This is a genomic window from Thiomonas sp. TH-17 (assembly GCF_057473305.1).
Map to the genome: position 1 here is coordinate 16,936 of NZ_JBYCKI010000080.1, position 14,212 is coordinate 31,147.

A 14,212-nucleotide genomic window follows, 5' to 3' on the forward strand; every position below is an offset into this window, starting at 1 on the left:
GACTCTGCGGGGTGGGGACAGGGGCTTTTGTCCCACACCCGCAGAGTCAGGGTCAGGCGCCAACGTCTGGCGCCGCAACCCTGACCGGAGGCTGCTATGACCCCCTTGGACATGTCTGTCATCGTTTTTGGCATCTTCGCCATCCTCTTCGGCATTGCTGCACTCCTCATGCTGGTGGCTTGGCTGAAGATTCACGCTTCCCGTTCTGCCCATGTGCCGTTGCGCGGGGGGTGGAGTGTCGTGAGCCCTGGGCGTCCGCTGGTAAGCAACGCCAAAAAGACCCCCGAGACCCGCTCATGAGCGGGTACGACGCGGCCAGTTACTCCTTCTATGAAGGGGTGGACTACAGCTTTTATGGCGACCCGCCCCAGATCGTGATGGGCGCGATTGCACAGCCCGCTGCGGGGGAAGCCGAGATCGGCATCAAGGATCTGGTCGGTGCAGAGGCCGGGGCTCTGGCACCCCACGCAGCCACTCGCACCCTCGCCTGGCGGGCGCGTATGACCCAGGCCCGATTTGAAGAGGTTCGGCAGGTGCTGGCGGAATGCCGCATGCCCGTGATCGCCGCGCGCGCCGTCTCGGCAAATGCATCTGCTCAGCAGATCGCCCTGTTCGTCACGCGGCAGGAGGAATCTCCGCGAGCGGTTCTGGAGTGGTGCCAGGCCAACCATGACAAGGCTCAAGTTTGCGCGGTGATCTCCACGAATGCCGCGCTGGAGCCGTTGGCGCGCGCCCATGGCGTGCCGTTTTTTGTGGGCGGGGAGCAGCGCCTGCACGCCGCCGATTTCTTTGCGTCCATCGGAATCGCGCCAGATCTGATCGTTCTGGCGCGCTATATGCGCATCCTGCCACCCGAGATGGTGGCGCGGTTTCCGCATCGCATCATCAACGTACATCACGCGCTGTTGCCCGCCTTTGTTGGCGCCAACACCTACGAGCGAGCGCTGGCGCGCGGGGTTCGGGTGATGGGTGCCACGGCCCACTATGTGACGGACGCGCTGGACGAAGGGCCGATCATTTGCCAGCAGGCTTTCGCAGTCGATCCGGCGCAAACGCTGGCATCGCTCAAGCAGCACGGCGCGCAGTTTGAGGCGCTTGCGCTGCGCAATGCGGTTCGCGCACATGTGGAGCACCGGCTATTGCCTGTCGGCTCCCACGTCGTGCGTTTTGAATGCTCAGAAACAGGGGGCTTGGCATGAACTCGCGGGTATCCGTCGCGGTCCGATACTGGGCCGCCCTCGCCCTCTGCGCGGTGGCCTTGTCCGGCTGCGGCGGCGGGGAATCCCGCACGCCGGGTTCGCCTTCGGCCCCCGATCAGCGAGCGACCATCCCTGCGTCGCAATCTGTCGCTTCTTCGCCTTCCCCCTGATGAGCGCGATCGCCTTGATGGAGCAATGCGCACCCCAGATCGCGCCTGTGACGATGGCCGCGGTGGTGCAGCAGGAAAGCGGTGGTAATCCGCTGGCTCTGCATGACAACACCAGTGGCAAGAGCTATGCGCCGACGACAGTGGCTGAGGCCGCACGGCTGGCGCGTGAGCTGATCGCCCAAGGGCACTCGGTGGACATCGGCCTGGCACAGATCAGCAGCAAGAACCTGCCCCGTCTGGGGCTGGGCGTCGATCAGGTTCTCGATCCCTGCCAGAACCTGCGCGCCGCGCAGACGGTTCTGATGGAGGGGTGGACGCGCTCGGGCGATCTGCGCGCCACCTTGTCGGCGTACAACACCGGCAGGCTTCGCAGCCCGGTGGGAATGGCTTATGGGGAGAAGGTGTTTGGGAAAGCGGGCGTTGTCGTGCCAGCCATCCCAGGCGGGCAGATTGCGCCATGGGCCACTGTCGGCGCTGCGCTGCCGCCGGTTCGCCCGGCCATCACCTGGACGCCGCAGGCGAGTCCGCTGGCTCCCAAGGGTAATGGGCTGGCCGCGAAGTGGTGACTCACCGCTCGTTGCCGTGATCTTTCCGGCTGCGCGGCGGCTGGCTTGATCCGGGGCGTTCTGGGGTGATGGCTTCACCGTGCTGACGCACCACTGCTGCGATGATGTCACGAAACAGACCCGTGACTAAAGCCGGGTCGAGGCCATTTGCCCGCGCGAGTTGCTCATAGCGCAACTGCTGGGCAGATTCGCGCTCTGCGTCTACCGCTGGCAGCGCATGATGCGCCTTGAGTTGCCCGACCTGCCGGGTGACCGCGAAGCGTCTGGCGAGAAGCTCAATGATCTGTCCGTCGATCCTGTCGATCTCTGAGCGCAAGGTCTGCAACATCCTCTGCATCACTTCTTGCCTTGTCGGGTGGCGTCAGGTGCACCTTGATTGTGCTCCGCTGCCAACAAAGCCATGCCGCGGGCGATGCCCTCGGTCATCTGCCTGTCGGCTTCCTCATGGGACAGTCTGAACACTCCCTTGGGAAGAAGGATGCGTGTGCGGGCGAGGCTGTGAAAGGCGTCGTTGAAACGCCCGAACTCCTCCAGCGCTCCGGCTCTGGCGTGCAGGGTGATCGTGTGGGGCTTCCGGTGGCCGACGGTTTTCATATTCGGCATTATCCTGCGAGACCTCCGCCCTGCGCCAAGCCGCTGCTCTGCTGACGCACGGACTGGCGCAGCCGCCACCTGTTCTTGCCGCACAGGCGGGCGACTTCGCTGAGAGGCCGGTCGCAGTGGGTGACCAGGGCGACGGTGGTCGGCAGGCCGTGCATGGTTTTGCGATTGGCGCGTTCGAGGTCGTCACGAATCTGTTCTTCGGCCTGGCGCTGCGCGCGGGCGATGAGCGCGGCCTCTACCCCCGGCGCCTGCAGGGCATCGGGCAGCCTCTGGCGGATGGGTTGGTCGTGGTCATCGGTCAGGATGTCATCGAGCGAGGACATCGGCCGCCAGCGCTCGACCAGACCCCACATGCGGCCCATGATGTAGTTCTTGGGGGTGCCCAGCAGGGGATTGAAGGCGTCCATGCCTGCTGCGTGCTCCAGACAGAAGAGGTACAGGCTCTGGCGCACATCGTCCATGCTCAGGGTGCTGACGCCTGTAAACAGATGGACCTGCTCATCGAGCAGGCTCGTGAACAGCGCTTGGGCGGCCTGTGTTGTCGTCATCTGCGATTCATTCATGGCCTGCTCCCTGCCGATGGGTGAGATAAACATCGACCGCTTCCTGCAGGATGTCGTCCAGATCACGGTTCTCGTCGACCATGATGCGCTGCAGGGCTTGCTTTTGACCCTGCCGCAGGGTGATGGTGATAGCGTTGTCCGGCGGCGGGTTTTCTTTTCGCCAGCCGATGTCCTGTTCGGCGGATGCGCAGGCCTGCGCGGAGGCAGATACGCAGGCTTGTGCCGCTTCACCCTCCGCGTGCGCCGCAGAGGGTGGAGCTTCTGGGGCGGCAGGCGCCAGATGCCGTTGTCGGCGCGCCTCCTTCTGTCGGGACGCCTGACGGGCTTCGTCGCAGCGGGCCACGGTGATGGTGTCGCTGGACTCCAGCACGGTGCCCTGCTCGGCTTGGTCGAGCGCAGCGAAGGACTCCCAGGCGGAGACCGACTGCAAACGCCCCAGGCTGGCCAGTTCGCGAGCCAGAGGATTGCGGGCGAAGGACAGCATGCTGCTCACCCAGGCCTCGCGCCTGGCGAGGGCCTTGGCGATGCTCGGCGGCGTCATGCCTGCGCCGACGAGCCGCAGCACCGTGTCGGCGGCATCTTCCAGACTGAATTCCTGCCGGTGCATGTTCTCGGTGGCGCGCAGCACCACGGGGGCGGCACCGATGGGTGAGAACACCCGCGCCAGCAGCGTGCGCCAGCCCAGCAGTCGGGCAGCGCGCACGCGCCGTTCGCCATAGATCAGTGACCAGTTCTTCCCTGCGGCGCGCACGCCGATGGGTTGAAGCTGGCCGACGATTTGAAGACTCCGGGCCAGGTCGTCGAGGGTGTCGGCATCGAGGCGACGCACGGGGAAGTCGCTCTCGGTCTGCACGGCATCGAGTGGAACGGCGCGCAGTTGCTGCGGGTCGGCGCCGGGGGTGCCGAAGTCCAGGGGAAGGGCTGTGGTGGAGGTCATGGCGGTCGCTTGCATGGTGGGGAGGAGTTGAGAGGATCAGGCGCTGGCGGCGCGGGGGGTGAATTTCTCTTGCAGGGCGGCGAGCTGGGCTCGGATGGTTTCCGGGGCGGGTGGGGACTCCTTGGGCGGGGTGGAGGTTTGCGGGGGCTGGTGGTTGCGGGCGCGCACGGCATCGAGCTGGGCAGCGCGTTTGCTGGCGGCCATCCAGTCGGCTCTCACCTTGCTGGCATCGGCCAGCAGGGTGCCAAGATCGTGTCCCTTGCGGACGTACCAGTCGTGGTTGCTCTGGAGGTAGTGAACGGCGACGGCCGGAGCTTGCTGGCCCAGGCTGCGGGTGAGGCTGGCGAGCTGGTAGTTCACCTTTCCGTCGCGCAGCGGTGGCGCGTCGTAGCGGGACTGGAAGGCCTCGCTGTAGTGCTGCCAGAGTTGCTCGGCGAGTTGTTTTTCTGCAGGCGTGAGTGACGGGTGTTTGCCTTTGGCTTTGCCGTCCATCGGCGCCGGGTTGGGGCTCGTGTCTTGTGTCTGAGAGATGGGGGGCGGCGAAGGCGCGTGAGCGCCTGCAGACGCGGGCATTGCCTGCAGGATGGGCAGGTGACGCTGGGGCTGTGACGCAGTGACGGGCGTCACTTCTTGCGTCACACCGGGCGTCACAGGTGACGCGTCACGCGCGTCACTCCCTTTCTCTTTCTCTTCTTCTTGGGTGGGTGGGGGGTGGGGAGGGGGCGTCACGGGTGACGCGTCACAGCCGTCACATGTGACGTCACTGGTGACGTCACCGAGCGTCACTCCCGGCGTCACATGTGACGCTTGTGACGCGGCGTCACGCTCGGCTTTCTGCCGGGCGCGCAGGCGGCGCATGCGCTCGGCGCTGCTGCTGATGCGCCGGGCCGGGGCGCTGTCGTCGAGGCGCTCTCGCACTTTGTCGAAGGCGTCCAGCGCGAACTCGGCGATGACGGGGTGATACAAACGGCCGTCGCTGCACAACATCCAGCCGCGCAGGGCCTGGTCTTTGATCTTGCGCCAGCGCTGCGGGGTGACGTGGGCCAGCCAGGCCAGGGACCTGTCGTCCGACGGCAGGCTGGCGGCTGGCACCTGCTGCCAGCTTGTCAGCATCAGCGTCATGCCGGCCTTGAAGGCGGGGCAGTCGGTCTGGGCGATGAAGTCGGAGTTGAGCAGGCGCGTCACGTCCAGCGGCATGTGAGGCATGGCGCGCAGGTCGCAGGTGGGCGGGGTGAGGGGGGCAAGAAAACCGTCTTTATCGTGCATGGCGCTTCCTCAATAGCCAAACTGCGGCACATCCACTGCGAGCGCAATGTCGATGTTCCGCACCCAAATCGGGGTCGCGGACAACTGAAAGGTCTCACCCGTCCAGGCAAGCAGCAGGGTGCGCCCGATTTCTTCAGCAATCGCCTGGGCCGCGTCTGGCGGCACCGCGTTGCCGATGCGTTCGCGCCAGGCGCTGTCGCTGAGGCCGTCAAGCTCCAGCCAATCTTCGGGATCGACGAGGCTCTGCAGCGAGGCCAATTCCAGGGTGGTGAATGGCCGGTGCCAGGTTCCATCTTCCGCAACGATCCGAGCCGCCAGCTTGTCATTCGCCCCAGGCATTTCACAGGGCGCGATTGCTGCGTCCTCCACATCGAAGCAGCATGCAGGCTCTCTGGGATCAGCAACACTCCAGCGGCCGTTGTCGTGGCCGGCCGCAGCGGACACCGCACCACCTTCCCAGGCGGCGACTTCATATTTGCTGTGCAGTTTGTTCGGATCAAGACCGCCACGGGGATCAGCGACACATTGGCTCGTGCCGTGGCCGCCGGTGACGGCGCGTGAGGCGTCTCGCCACCGAACCACCCGGAATTCGTTGCTGTGCTCCGGCGACCCCATGTGCCGTGGGTCGGCCACTGCAAATTTTCCTTGGCCTGGCGACTTCACATTGATCATCGCCCCGGTCGGCCTGTTCCACGGGATCACGCCATACTGCATATAGTCGTTGCGCTGACCGTCAAAGCGCGGGTCTGCAACCGCGTAGGCGCCCGTCATGGGCCTGCCGCTGGAACTGATCGTTCCTGTGGGTCGATCCCAGTGGCGCACCCCAAGCACGCCGTCGTGCATCTGCGGCACGACCAGATAGTCGCGCAGCATCTCGTTCTCGATGGCCAGGCGGTTCAGGGATCGCCAGTCCGATCCTGCCTCAACGAAGGCCAGACGCACCCACGTCTTCCAGGCCAGTTGTGGCATCCGGTGCATCGGCCCGCCGATGCCGTCGATGGGCAGCGGCAACTTACCGATGATCTCGCCCACGCTGCGCAGCGGGCGCTTCTGGGGCTCGTACAGGAACGGTGGAACCTTCTCCCGATGGCGGGCGACCAGCAGATACCGTTTGCGCGATTGCCCCAGGCCGCCCAGCTCGCCGCAATCGTGCGGTGCGCCCGCAACGGCATAGCCGTACTGCTCAAGCAAGGACGTGATCTGGCTGAGCAGATGCGCGCCTCGGTTCTGGATGCGGGGCACGTTCTCGAACAGGACGAACTCAGGCGGATCATCGCCAAAGGCTTCGAGCATCATCCACACGCCGCGCACGGTCAACCGGTTCAGTGCCTGGTACTTGGTGGTCTTGCTGCGCGTTTCCGAGAGCAACCCGGAGAACCCTTTGCAGGGCGCGGACAGGAAGACGATGTGCGGGCGCTCATTTCCCGCAGCACGCTGGATGTCCGAAGGCGTCGCCTCTTTCCAGCCAACGGGCGGCTCTGATCCGTGAAAGTCACGGTATTGCCCCCGATCAAAGAGGTCGAGCATCGTGGCGGGCACGCCGGCCAGGCGTGAGAAGTCTGCGATGCCCGCCGGGTCCACATCAACGCCGCCGATGCAGCGCATCTGCCCTTGCAGGCCAGGGATGCGAGGCTGGGCCTTGTTGAATCCTTTGGCGCCACCGCCGAGGCCGCAGAACAGGTGGAAGTGGCGGATTTCGCGGGTGTCGATCACGTCTTAGTCTCCCTCATTGTTTTGGGATTGGGGGCGCGCCTGCCGCGCCGACGAGCTCGGGCCAGATTTGGTGCCAGTCGTCGGGGCGCAAGTCCCAGCGCATGACGGCACCCTGGGTGTGGCGCTCGATTTCGAGTGCGGCCATGACCGGCACGGGGCGAACGCCGTGCGCCCACTGGGAGATCAGCGGGCGGGCATAGCCGAGGGCATCGGCCAGGGCGGCGGATCGGCCGTAGCGCAGGCGGGTGTAGGTGAGGAGGTGCATGCTTCGGAGTATATCTAAATACTAGCGATGCGCTACTCCTTTGATCTTGTAGCGCTAGTTCTTCGAAGCGACTGCCATCCGTTCAATAGCGCCATGAAGACCATTGATGAAATACGCCTGACCAATCTCCTGGCCTTGATCGATAGCGCAGGCTCCATCCAGGCCGTTGCGGATGCGACCAATAGATCGCATGCCCAAATCTCGCAGATCAAGAATTCGGCCAAATACGGAGACACAGGTAAGAACCGCGCCATGGGCGACACCATGGCGCGCGCCCTTGAGAAGGCCTTCCAGCTTGAGCGGGGTTGGATGGATAACGTGCATTCGGGATCGGCGGGGCCGGATGCTGAGGATGGGCAGGTGCTGATCCGCCGACTTGATCTGACGGCTGCCGCTGGGCACGGGCGTTTCGTGGACGCGCTCACCCAGGTGGATAGCGTGCGCATCGGCAAGGACATTGCCGCTCGCATTCAGCGCCACGCGGGCGTGGCCATCGCTTCTCTGGCGCTCATCACGGTCGCGGGCGACTCAATGGAGCCGACGTTGCGTGATGGCGACATCGTGGTGGTCGATCACTCGGCGCGTGAGGTTGATCGCGACGGGGTGTATGTGTTCACCCTCGGGACGGAGACCTTTGTGAAACGCCTGCAAAAGCTGCCCAAGGCACTCAAGGTCATGTCGGACAACAAGATTTACGACCCCTGGGAGGTTGCCTCACAAGGCTCTGATGATCTGCTCGTTCACGGGCGGGTGGTCTGGGTGTGGGGCGGCCGGGAGGTCTGAATTCGAGAGACGCCCATGCAGGGCGCAACGCCGTTCACAAGCCCTTTCAACTCTCTTTAAGGATCAGGCTCTATGCGCATCGCCCGACTCACCCTTACTCTCGCAAGCCTTGCCGCCTTGGGCGGCTTCGCTGGCTGCAGCACCCAGCAACTGCAGGCCATGAATCAACAGTTGGCCGCTGTCAATCAGTCGATGGCTGCGGCCACGGCCCCGGTTGGACCGCCGATGCCGCAGCCCACGGCGGCGCAGCAACAACAACTCCTGGCCCAGATCAACCAGCCCCAGGCTCAGGCGCAAATACAGACTGCGGTGCAGCAGGCGGGGCCGACGATTCAGAAAATCGTCCAATTCCTTGCTTGCTACCCTGGTTTTGATCCCGGGAAGTACCTTGGCGAATACAACGCGCCTAACGGCACCATTCGCGCCCTGATGGGGCCTCTTCCAACCATGCGGTACGCGCCGAAAACCATGTGTGTCAACGTAGTCCGAATGGACAACTGGCAGATGCCTGCGCTCAACGCGCTGAGTTTCCGAGTGGTCTATCAGTCTTCCGTGAGTGGCGAGACTTACTCCCAAGGCATGACCTTCCAGCGGCAACCAGATGGCACATGGATGTACCTGAACGTCACCTAAAAGCATTGCGAAACAAAAAATCACAAACAAAGGCGATTCGCTATTGTTTTTTTATTAGCTGTGCGCTATCTTCACTCCATCTCACCGATGGAGTGAAGCATGTCCTCTCTCAACAAGGTTCAACTGATCGGCCACCTCGGACGTGATCCCGAGGTGCGCTACACGGCGGAAGGCGTGGCCGTTGCCACCCTCGCGATTGCGACTTCACGCACTTGGAAGGACAAGGGCGGCGAACGGCGTGAGGAAACTGAATGGACGCGCGTCGTGCTGTTCGGAAAGCTGGCCGAGGTTGCGGCTGACTTTCTGGCCAAGGGTGCACAGGCCTATGTCGAGGGCCAGTTGCGCACGCGCAAGTGGGCCGACAAGGACGGGGTTGAGCGGTATACGACCGAGGTCGTTGCCGATGAGCTGCTGTTGCTGACAAGGCGGGAAAAGGACAAGCCTGCTGATGCGGCGGTTGCCGCGACAGATGGGCTGGAATGGCCCGCGCTGCACGGTCATGAGGGGGATGCGCCATGATCTTCTTCAATCGCTACCCCGTGGACTATGCCTTTGTCGGCGACAGGGATGGTTTTGCCGGGCGCGACCCGAATCCAGCCCTTTGGCGGCGTGAGGCTTACCGTCGCGGCTATGCGCAGGGGCTGCTCGCTCGTGCTGAACGGATTGCTCAGGGGGCGCTGGCACTGCCGGTGGCTGGACGCTTGGCTGCGGAGGTGCGGCTGTGACGCGCTACAGCTATGAGATCGTTCCTCGTCGCCCTGAGTTGGGCGGGGGCGTGCGGCTGCGCTTGCTCGAAGACGGGGTGGAGGTGGGTGGCGGGGTATTCCCGGCGCGCGATTCGGAGGCCGCGCACGACATCGCCTGGTGCGATGCGGAGTGCGAGGGCGGGGCTTGGCTAGATAGTCGTCCCCAGGATGTTTCGTTGGCGCATATGTTGACCTGCTCGGGAATCGACTATGTGCCGGGCGCGCTGCGGGTGCGGGATGTGCGGATTGCCGACATCGCCCACGCGCTCTCGCTGATCTGCCGCTTCGGCGGGCATTGTGCCGGGCACTATTCGGTCGCGGCGCACAGTCTGCTGGTGGTGCGCATTCTGGAGGCGATGGAAGCCCCGCCTGCCGCGCTGCTCTGCGGGCTGCTGCATGACGCGCATGAGACCTATGTCGGCGATGTGCCGACGCCGATCAAGGCGATGCTGGGCACTGCCTGGAGCGACCTGGAGCACCAGGCCGAGGAGGCTGTGCTGGATGCGTTCGGGTTGCGCTCTGTGATGAACGACTGGCGCGACCTCGTGAAGCATGCAGATCATGTGGCGCTTGCCACGGAACGGCGGGATTTGTTGCGTTTTGACATAAAAATCAACCTGCCGTGGCCGATACTCCACGGGGTTGAGCCATTCCCGGAGCGGCAAGCTCTGGAATGTCTTGGCCCGCCTTACTGGGCGGAAGCTTTCCTGCGGCGATTTGTGCTGCTCAAGGCAGCTTGTGATGCCCGTTCTTCCATGACTACTTGAAGGAGTTCTTGATGAAACGATCTGTTGTACTGGCCGCGCTGCTGTGCGCGGGGGTGTTGGCGGGATGCGGGAAGCAGGAGGGGTCGGCTGACTCTCTGGCTGGGTTGGTGAAAGACCCGAGCGCGCTTGCCAAGTTGAAGGATTGGTGCAACGCGAATGCCTATCGCATCCTCAACACGGGAGATCAGGCGGGATATGACAAGTGCAATTTGGCGGACACAGCGGAGTGGTTCGTGAAGAACCCTGACATGCTTGCGCTGGTCAAAAAACCTGAGCCTTGGCCGGGGAAGACTACGGCGTTTTTCCAGGCTGCCATGCAGGCGGATTCTGCCGCGCGCCTGCTGCCTTCCCAGGAACAAACTGATCGCAACTTCAAAATTGATCCGACGAAGGACGCAGTACTGAAAAAGTATCGCGCTCAGATTGCCGCTGTTCCCAGTTCAGCAATTCATGCGTGGCAGGAAGAGTCCGAGTGGTGCGAAGCGCAGTTCACCTGGAAGACAGGGCATCGCGCCAAAGACGGGACTTCGTTTGATCAGGTCTCTCCTGCTTGCACCGCTGCCTCCAAGGTCCAAATTGGTGGCGCATTCTGACATTCTCTCACCTCATCACAAAGGACTTGACCATGCGTCTTCTCATTGCCATCTTCCTCCCCTGGCTGGTGTTCTTCACCATCAAACGCCCCATCGCCGGGATCATCTGCCTCGTTCTCCAGCTCACCGTGATTGGCTGGATTCCAGCCACGATCTGGGCAGTCTACGCGCTCAGCCAGTACAAGACCGACAAGAAGATCGCCAAGGCCCTTGCGGCACGCGATGGCGCTTGATCTCACCCGAAAGGAGATTGCCATGCAATACGCAGGTATGACGTTCATCATCGCCATCTTGACCCTCGTTGGGCTCTTTGACCTGTTCATGCATGCGCCGCTCTGGGTCAAGCTGCTTATTCTGTCTCCCCTGCTCTGGTCGTTGGGCAAGCTCTTGTGGGCCGTTTACAAGCGGCTGGGTTGGGAGATCAGGCGTCGCCGCATGGCTGGGCGCGGGCATCACATCATTGATTGACCAGGAGGCCGCACCATGCTCAATGAATGGCTTGAACTCCCGCAACGGCTCATTGCCTTTGCACGCATCGGCTTGCGGCCTGCTCCTGCGGACATCGAGGCGGCGATCCGCTGCCTCGATCAAGCACAGGGGATCATTCACACCTGCGGGCAGAGCGCGATTGCGCTGCACCCGGCCCGCGCTGCACTCGTTTCCTTGCGCTGGGGGCATCTGCCGCATCGGGATGTCTGCATCTCGGCGGTTGCGAGCCTGGGCGCGGTGATGGCGCTCGGTGAGGCGGTGGAGAAGGCGTGATGCACATGGACATCGGACACATGGTCGTCAGCTCGGTGGTGCATGGGCTGGTCTACGACGTGATCTTCAAGGCCACGCGGCATCTGACGGTGCTGCAGACGGCCGGGCTGGCGGCCGGGGTGATTACGGCGGTCTGGCTGATTGCGCGCGTGGCAGGGAATAGAAAAGGCCGGCGATGAAATCAGCGGACAAAGCCAAAGCGGCGCAGCGCCGGTCGGCACTCGATCTGGTCAAGAAGCTCAACGCGGCAGCGGATGCGACCAATCGCTTTCTATTGGCCTGTCTGGATGCAGGCGAGGCGGGTCGTGGGCTGGACGATGGCCGGGTGATTCTGATTCGCAACATGACCGAGTATGCCTGTCATCTCGATGCCGTTTACAACAAGGAGGGCTCGACATGAGCAAGCCGCGTGTTTATCTGGCAGGCCCCGATCTGTTCTTTGAAGATCGGGATGCGCGCTACGCCCGCTTGCGCGCCGCTTGTGCACATGCTGGCCTGGAAGCGGTTGCGCCGACCGATGGGCTGGAAGTGCATACGGAGGGGCCGCTGCCGGTGGCCGAGCAGATTTACCAGCACAACCTTCACCAGTTGCGCGCCTGCGATGCGGTGTTGGTGAATCTCAGTCCGTTCCGCGGCGTGGAGCCCGACAGCGGTTCTGTATTCGAAGCCGCTTTCGCCCTAGCCATGGGCAAGCAGGTGGCGGGTTGGATCGGGGACGACTGGAGCACGACCGAGCGGTGCGCAGTGCTGCGCAAGGCCTGGCGCGACGCCGATGGCCGGGTGCGCGACAAGCTCGACGGCGGGCTGGTGGAGGACTTTGGGTTCCCTGCCAATCTGATGTTGGCTTGCAGCTTTCCCGTCATGGCTGCGCCTTGGGGTGCGATCGAGCGACTGGCTGAGGTGTTGACTGACAGACAAGGGGCGTCATCATGAGCAACGCCACCATCACCGAAAGCGATAGCAGACTCTGTGTTCATCGGGACGATGAGCCAGTAACTGAGCCGACTGCTCGGCACTACACCAACGCGCGCCTTACACCGGCTCAAGGGGTGACAATGCTCACTGCATCAAAAGTTGCCGAGCGCCTCGGTATCAAGGTGCGCACAGTCTATGCTCTGGCGCAGCGTGGCGATCTGCCCTCTTACCGGATTGCAACCGCTGTACGATTTTCCGCCCATGACGTTGAAACCTATCTTCAATCATGTCGATCCGCTACGACAAACGCAACCGTCGTTACCGTTGGGAGTTCGCGCGCACGATCAATGGCCAGCGGCTCCGATTTAGCAAGCTGCTTCCTGCGGGCTGGAGTCAAGCCCAAGCTGACGCCTACGACCGCACAGAATGCGCCCGACAGTACGCGATTGCAGCTGGTGTCTCCACCGACTCGCCGCTGATTGACGATGCCGTCACTCTGTATGTGCAGGGGAAAACTGCACTCAAGAGCTACAAGAAAACCGTCGAGCAACTAGCCGCGATTGCTTGGGCCTACGCTGGTCGCAGGATGGACGCTCTGCCTGAGATTTGCGCCACCATCATCCGCACAGAAACTGCGCGCGGGATGTCACCGGCGACCATCCGAAACCGGCTGGCATGTCTCAAGGCCGCGTGCCGGTATGCCTGGAAGACGCATGGGCTGACGCCCGACGATCCGACACAGCGCATGCAGATGCCTGTGGTTCGTAATGCGCGCCACTTCTATGCTGGGCGACTGGCCATGCTGCGCATCGCACGTCTGGCCAGACACCATCAAACCCGCGTCGCCATCCGGGTAGCCTTCTACACCGGCATGCGCCTGGGCGAACTCTGGGCGCTTCGCGTGCAGGGCAAAACCTTGGTGCTGACGGACACGAAAAACGGTGACATGCGCGCTGTCCCGGCAAGTCCTCGCATCGCCGGATGCCTGCAATACCTTCCCCTCAAGATAAACCGCAGCACGCTGCGTGCCGATTGGGTGCAGGCGCGAGACGCCGCTGGATTATCCCATCTGCACTTCCATGACCTGCGCCACAGCGCCGCAAGCGAGATGATCAATGGCGGGGTGTCGCTCTACACCGTTGGCGCGGTGCTCGGACATAGAGACGCCCGCAGCACATCGAGATATTCTCACCTGCAGGCGGAACAGCTCGCCCAGGCCGTGGCCACCATCGGCGCAAAAAAGCGCAGCGCGTAGGTGAACATGGCAGATTTTTACGCACAAAGCGGCTTCGCCGGATACAAAAAGACCCGCATTGAGCGGGCCTAAGTTATTGATTTACTGGCGGAAAGGGAGGGATTCGAACCCTCGGTAGGCTTGCGCCTACGCCTGATTTCGAGTCAGGTACATTCGACCACTCTGCCACCTTTCCTGGGTGTTCGTTGCAGTTCGCTTCACAGGTCGCTTCAAGCTTGCGAGCTGTCGTGGTCGCGAAAAGCCTGCGAGTATATCAGGCACGCGGCTCGATCTGGATCAGCCCTCCCATGTAGGGCTGGAGCGCCTGGGGAATGTCGATACCCCCGTCAGCGCGTTGGTAGTTTTCCAGGATCGCCACGAGCGTGCGCCCAACTGCCAAGCCGGAGCCGTTGAGGGTGTGCGCGAGTTCCGTCTTGCCGTTCTCGGCGCGATAGCGCGCCTGCATCCGGCGGGCCTGGAACGCTTCCATATTGGAG

At 63.1% G+C, this 14,212-nt stretch carries 23 protein-coding genes, 1 tRNA gene and 2 pseudogenes; 17 read left to right on the plus strand and 9 right to left on the minus strand.

Annotation, left to right across the window (positions count from 1 at the left end):
* The first annotated feature begins 96 nt into the window (after positions 1–96).
* The 3 genes from AC2VLV_RS05190 (at position 97) to AC2VLV_RS05200 (ending at position 1,935) form a co-directional block, all read left to right on the plus strand.
* On the plus strand, positions 97–300 hold the full coding sequence (locus AC2VLV_RS05190) for a hypothetical protein (protein WP_486988963.1): 204 nt from the start codon (positions 97–99) through the stop codon (positions 298–300).
* Positions 297–1,199 carry a formyltransferase family protein gene (locus AC2VLV_RS05195; RefSeq protein WP_486988964.1) on the plus strand — a complete coding sequence of 301 codons (903 nt, stop codon included), beginning with the start codon at positions 297–299 and terminating at the stop codon, positions 1,197–1,199. Before AC2VLV_RS05190 ends, AC2VLV_RS05195 begins: the two co-directional genes overlap by 4 nt.
* A 169-nt stretch (positions 1,200–1,368) precedes the next feature.
* The gene (locus AC2VLV_RS05200; protein ID WP_486988965.1) at positions 1,369–1,935 is read left to right on the plus strand and encodes a lytic transglycosylase domain-containing protein; all 567 of its coding nucleotides are present in this window, start codon (positions 1,369–1,371) and stop codon (positions 1,933–1,935) included.
* A 1-nt stretch (position 1,936) separates the two neighbouring features.
* On the opposite strand, the gene AC2VLV_RS05205 is transcribed toward AC2VLV_RS05200, so the two are convergent.
* The 7 genes from AC2VLV_RS05205 to AC2VLV_RS05235 form a co-directional block, all read right to left on the minus strand.
* Entirely contained in the window at positions 1,937–2,272 is a 336-nt protein-coding gene (locus tag AC2VLV_RS05205) for a chorismate mutase (protein ID WP_094160645.1), read from the minus strand.
* On the minus strand, positions 2,272–2,529 hold the full coding sequence (locus tag AC2VLV_RS05210; RefSeq protein WP_141202338.1) for a hypothetical protein: 258 nt from the start codon (positions 2,527–2,529) through the stop codon (positions 2,272–2,274). The genes AC2VLV_RS05205 and AC2VLV_RS05210 overlap by 1 nt, the downstream gene beginning before the upstream one ends.
* An 8-nt stretch (positions 2,530–2,537) precedes the next feature.
* On the minus strand, positions 2,538–3,101 hold the full coding sequence (locus AC2VLV_RS05215) for a hypothetical protein (RefSeq protein ID WP_486988966.1): 564 nt from the start codon (positions 3,099–3,101) through the stop codon (positions 2,538–2,540).
* Positions 3,094–4,053 (minus strand): ParB/RepB/Spo0J family partition protein, encoded by a 960-nt coding sequence (locus AC2VLV_RS05220; RefSeq protein WP_486988967.1) that lies wholly within the window; start codon positions 4,051–4,053, stop codon positions 3,094–3,096. The genes AC2VLV_RS05215 and AC2VLV_RS05220 overlap by 8 nt, the downstream gene beginning before the upstream one ends.
* Before the next feature lie 21 nt (positions 4,054–4,074).
* Positions 4,075–5,304 carry a DUF1376 domain-containing protein gene (locus tag AC2VLV_RS05225; RefSeq protein WP_486988968.1) on the minus strand — a complete coding sequence of 410 codons (1,230 nt, stop codon included), beginning with the start codon at positions 5,302–5,304 and terminating at the stop codon, positions 4,075–4,077.
* 9 nt (positions 5,305–5,313) lie between these two features.
* Complete coding sequence (locus AC2VLV_RS05230; protein ID WP_486988969.1) at positions 5,314–6,909, minus strand: DNA cytosine methyltransferase; 1,596 nt, start codon at positions 6,907–6,909, stop codon at positions 5,314–5,316.
* Positions 6,910–7,030: 121 nt separating this feature from the next.
* A complete protein-coding gene (locus AC2VLV_RS05235) occupies positions 7,031–7,282 on the minus strand; it encodes a YdaS family helix-turn-helix protein (protein WP_486988970.1) in 252 nt (83 codons plus the stop codon).
* A gap of 93 nt (positions 7,283–7,375) precedes the next feature.
* Between AC2VLV_RS05235 and AC2VLV_RS05240 the strand changes: the two genes are divergently transcribed.
* The 14 genes and pseudogenes from AC2VLV_RS05240 to AC2VLV_RS05305 all read left to right on the plus strand — a co-directional run bounded on the left by AC2VLV_RS05240 (position 7,376) and on the right by AC2VLV_RS05305 (position 13,736).
* Entirely contained in the window at positions 7,376–8,065 is a 690-nt protein-coding gene (locus AC2VLV_RS05240) for a S24 family peptidase (protein WP_486988971.1), read from the plus strand.
* Between the two features lie 72 nt (positions 8,066–8,137).
* Positions 8,138–8,698 (plus strand): hypothetical protein, encoded by a 561-nt coding sequence (locus tag AC2VLV_RS05245; RefSeq protein ID WP_486988972.1) that lies wholly within the window; start codon positions 8,138–8,140, stop codon positions 8,696–8,698.
* A 99-nt stretch (positions 8,699–8,797) separates the two neighbouring features.
* Complete coding sequence (locus tag AC2VLV_RS05250; RefSeq protein WP_486988973.1) at positions 8,798–9,217, plus strand: single-stranded DNA-binding protein; 420 nt, start codon at positions 8,798–8,800, stop codon at positions 9,215–9,217.
* Positions 9,214–9,423 (plus strand): hypothetical protein, encoded by a 210-nt coding sequence (locus AC2VLV_RS05255; protein WP_486988974.1) that lies wholly within the window; start codon positions 9,214–9,216, stop codon positions 9,421–9,423. Before AC2VLV_RS05250 ends, AC2VLV_RS05255 begins: the two co-directional genes overlap by 4 nt.
* Positions 9,420–10,211, plus strand: coding sequence for a hypothetical protein (locus AC2VLV_RS05260; RefSeq protein ID WP_486988975.1), 792 nt, complete (start codon positions 9,420–9,422; stop codon positions 10,209–10,211). The genes AC2VLV_RS05255 and AC2VLV_RS05260 overlap by 4 nt, the downstream gene beginning before the upstream one ends.
* An 11-nt stretch (positions 10,212–10,222) precedes the next feature.
* Positions 10,223–10,804, plus strand: a complete 582-nt coding sequence (locus AC2VLV_RS05265) for a hypothetical protein (protein WP_486988976.1) — start codon at positions 10,223–10,225, stop codon at positions 10,802–10,804.
* Positions 10,805–10,836: 32 nt separating this feature from the next.
* The gene (locus tag AC2VLV_RS05270; RefSeq protein WP_486988977.1) at positions 10,837–11,037 is read left to right on the plus strand and encodes a YqaE/Pmp3 family membrane protein; all 201 of its coding nucleotides are present in this window, start codon (positions 10,837–10,839) and stop codon (positions 11,035–11,037) included.
* Positions 11,038–11,059: 22 nt separating this feature from the next.
* A complete protein-coding gene (locus tag AC2VLV_RS05275) occupies positions 11,060–11,272 on the plus strand; it encodes a hypothetical protein (protein WP_486988978.1) in 213 nt (70 codons plus the stop codon).
* Between the two features lie 15 nt (positions 11,273–11,287).
* Positions 11,288–11,566: a hypothetical protein gene (locus AC2VLV_RS05280; protein WP_486988979.1), complete on the plus strand. Its 279-nt coding sequence runs from the start codon at positions 11,288–11,290 to the stop codon at positions 11,564–11,566.
* A 5-nt stretch (positions 11,567–11,571) separates the two neighbouring features.
* Positions 11,572–11,745, plus strand: a complete 174-nt coding sequence (locus tag AC2VLV_RS05285) for a hypothetical protein (protein WP_486988980.1) — start codon at positions 11,572–11,574, stop codon at positions 11,743–11,745.
* A complete protein-coding gene (locus AC2VLV_RS05290) occupies positions 11,742–11,966 on the plus strand; it encodes a hypothetical protein (protein ID WP_486988981.1) in 225 nt (74 codons plus the stop codon). The genes AC2VLV_RS05285 and AC2VLV_RS05290 overlap by 4 nt, the downstream gene beginning before the upstream one ends.
* A complete protein-coding gene (locus AC2VLV_RS05295) occupies positions 11,963–12,499 on the plus strand; it encodes a nucleoside 2-deoxyribosyltransferase (protein ID WP_486988982.1) in 537 nt (178 codons plus the stop codon). Before AC2VLV_RS05290 ends, AC2VLV_RS05295 begins: the two co-directional genes overlap by 4 nt.
* Positions 12,500–12,621: 122 nt before the next feature.
* Positions 12,622–12,753 (plus strand): annotated as a pseudogene (locus AC2VLV_RS05300) (helix-turn-helix domain-containing protein); the annotation flags it as partial.
* 14 nt (positions 12,754–12,767) lie between these two features.
* A complete protein-coding gene (locus AC2VLV_RS05305; protein WP_486988983.1) occupies positions 12,768–13,736 on the plus strand; it encodes a tyrosine-type recombinase/integrase in 969 nt (322 codons plus the stop codon).
* Between the two features lie 85 nt (positions 13,737–13,821).
* Here the strand turns inward: AC2VLV_RS05305 and AC2VLV_RS05310 are convergent.
* Both AC2VLV_RS05310 and AC2VLV_RS05315 read right to left on the minus strand, forming a co-directional pair.
* Positions 13,822–13,911, minus strand: a tRNA-Ser gene (locus AC2VLV_RS05310).
* Positions 13,912–13,989: 78 nt separating this feature from the next.
* Positions 13,990–14,212: pseudogene (locus AC2VLV_RS05315) on the minus strand (serine--tRNA ligase); the annotation flags it as partial.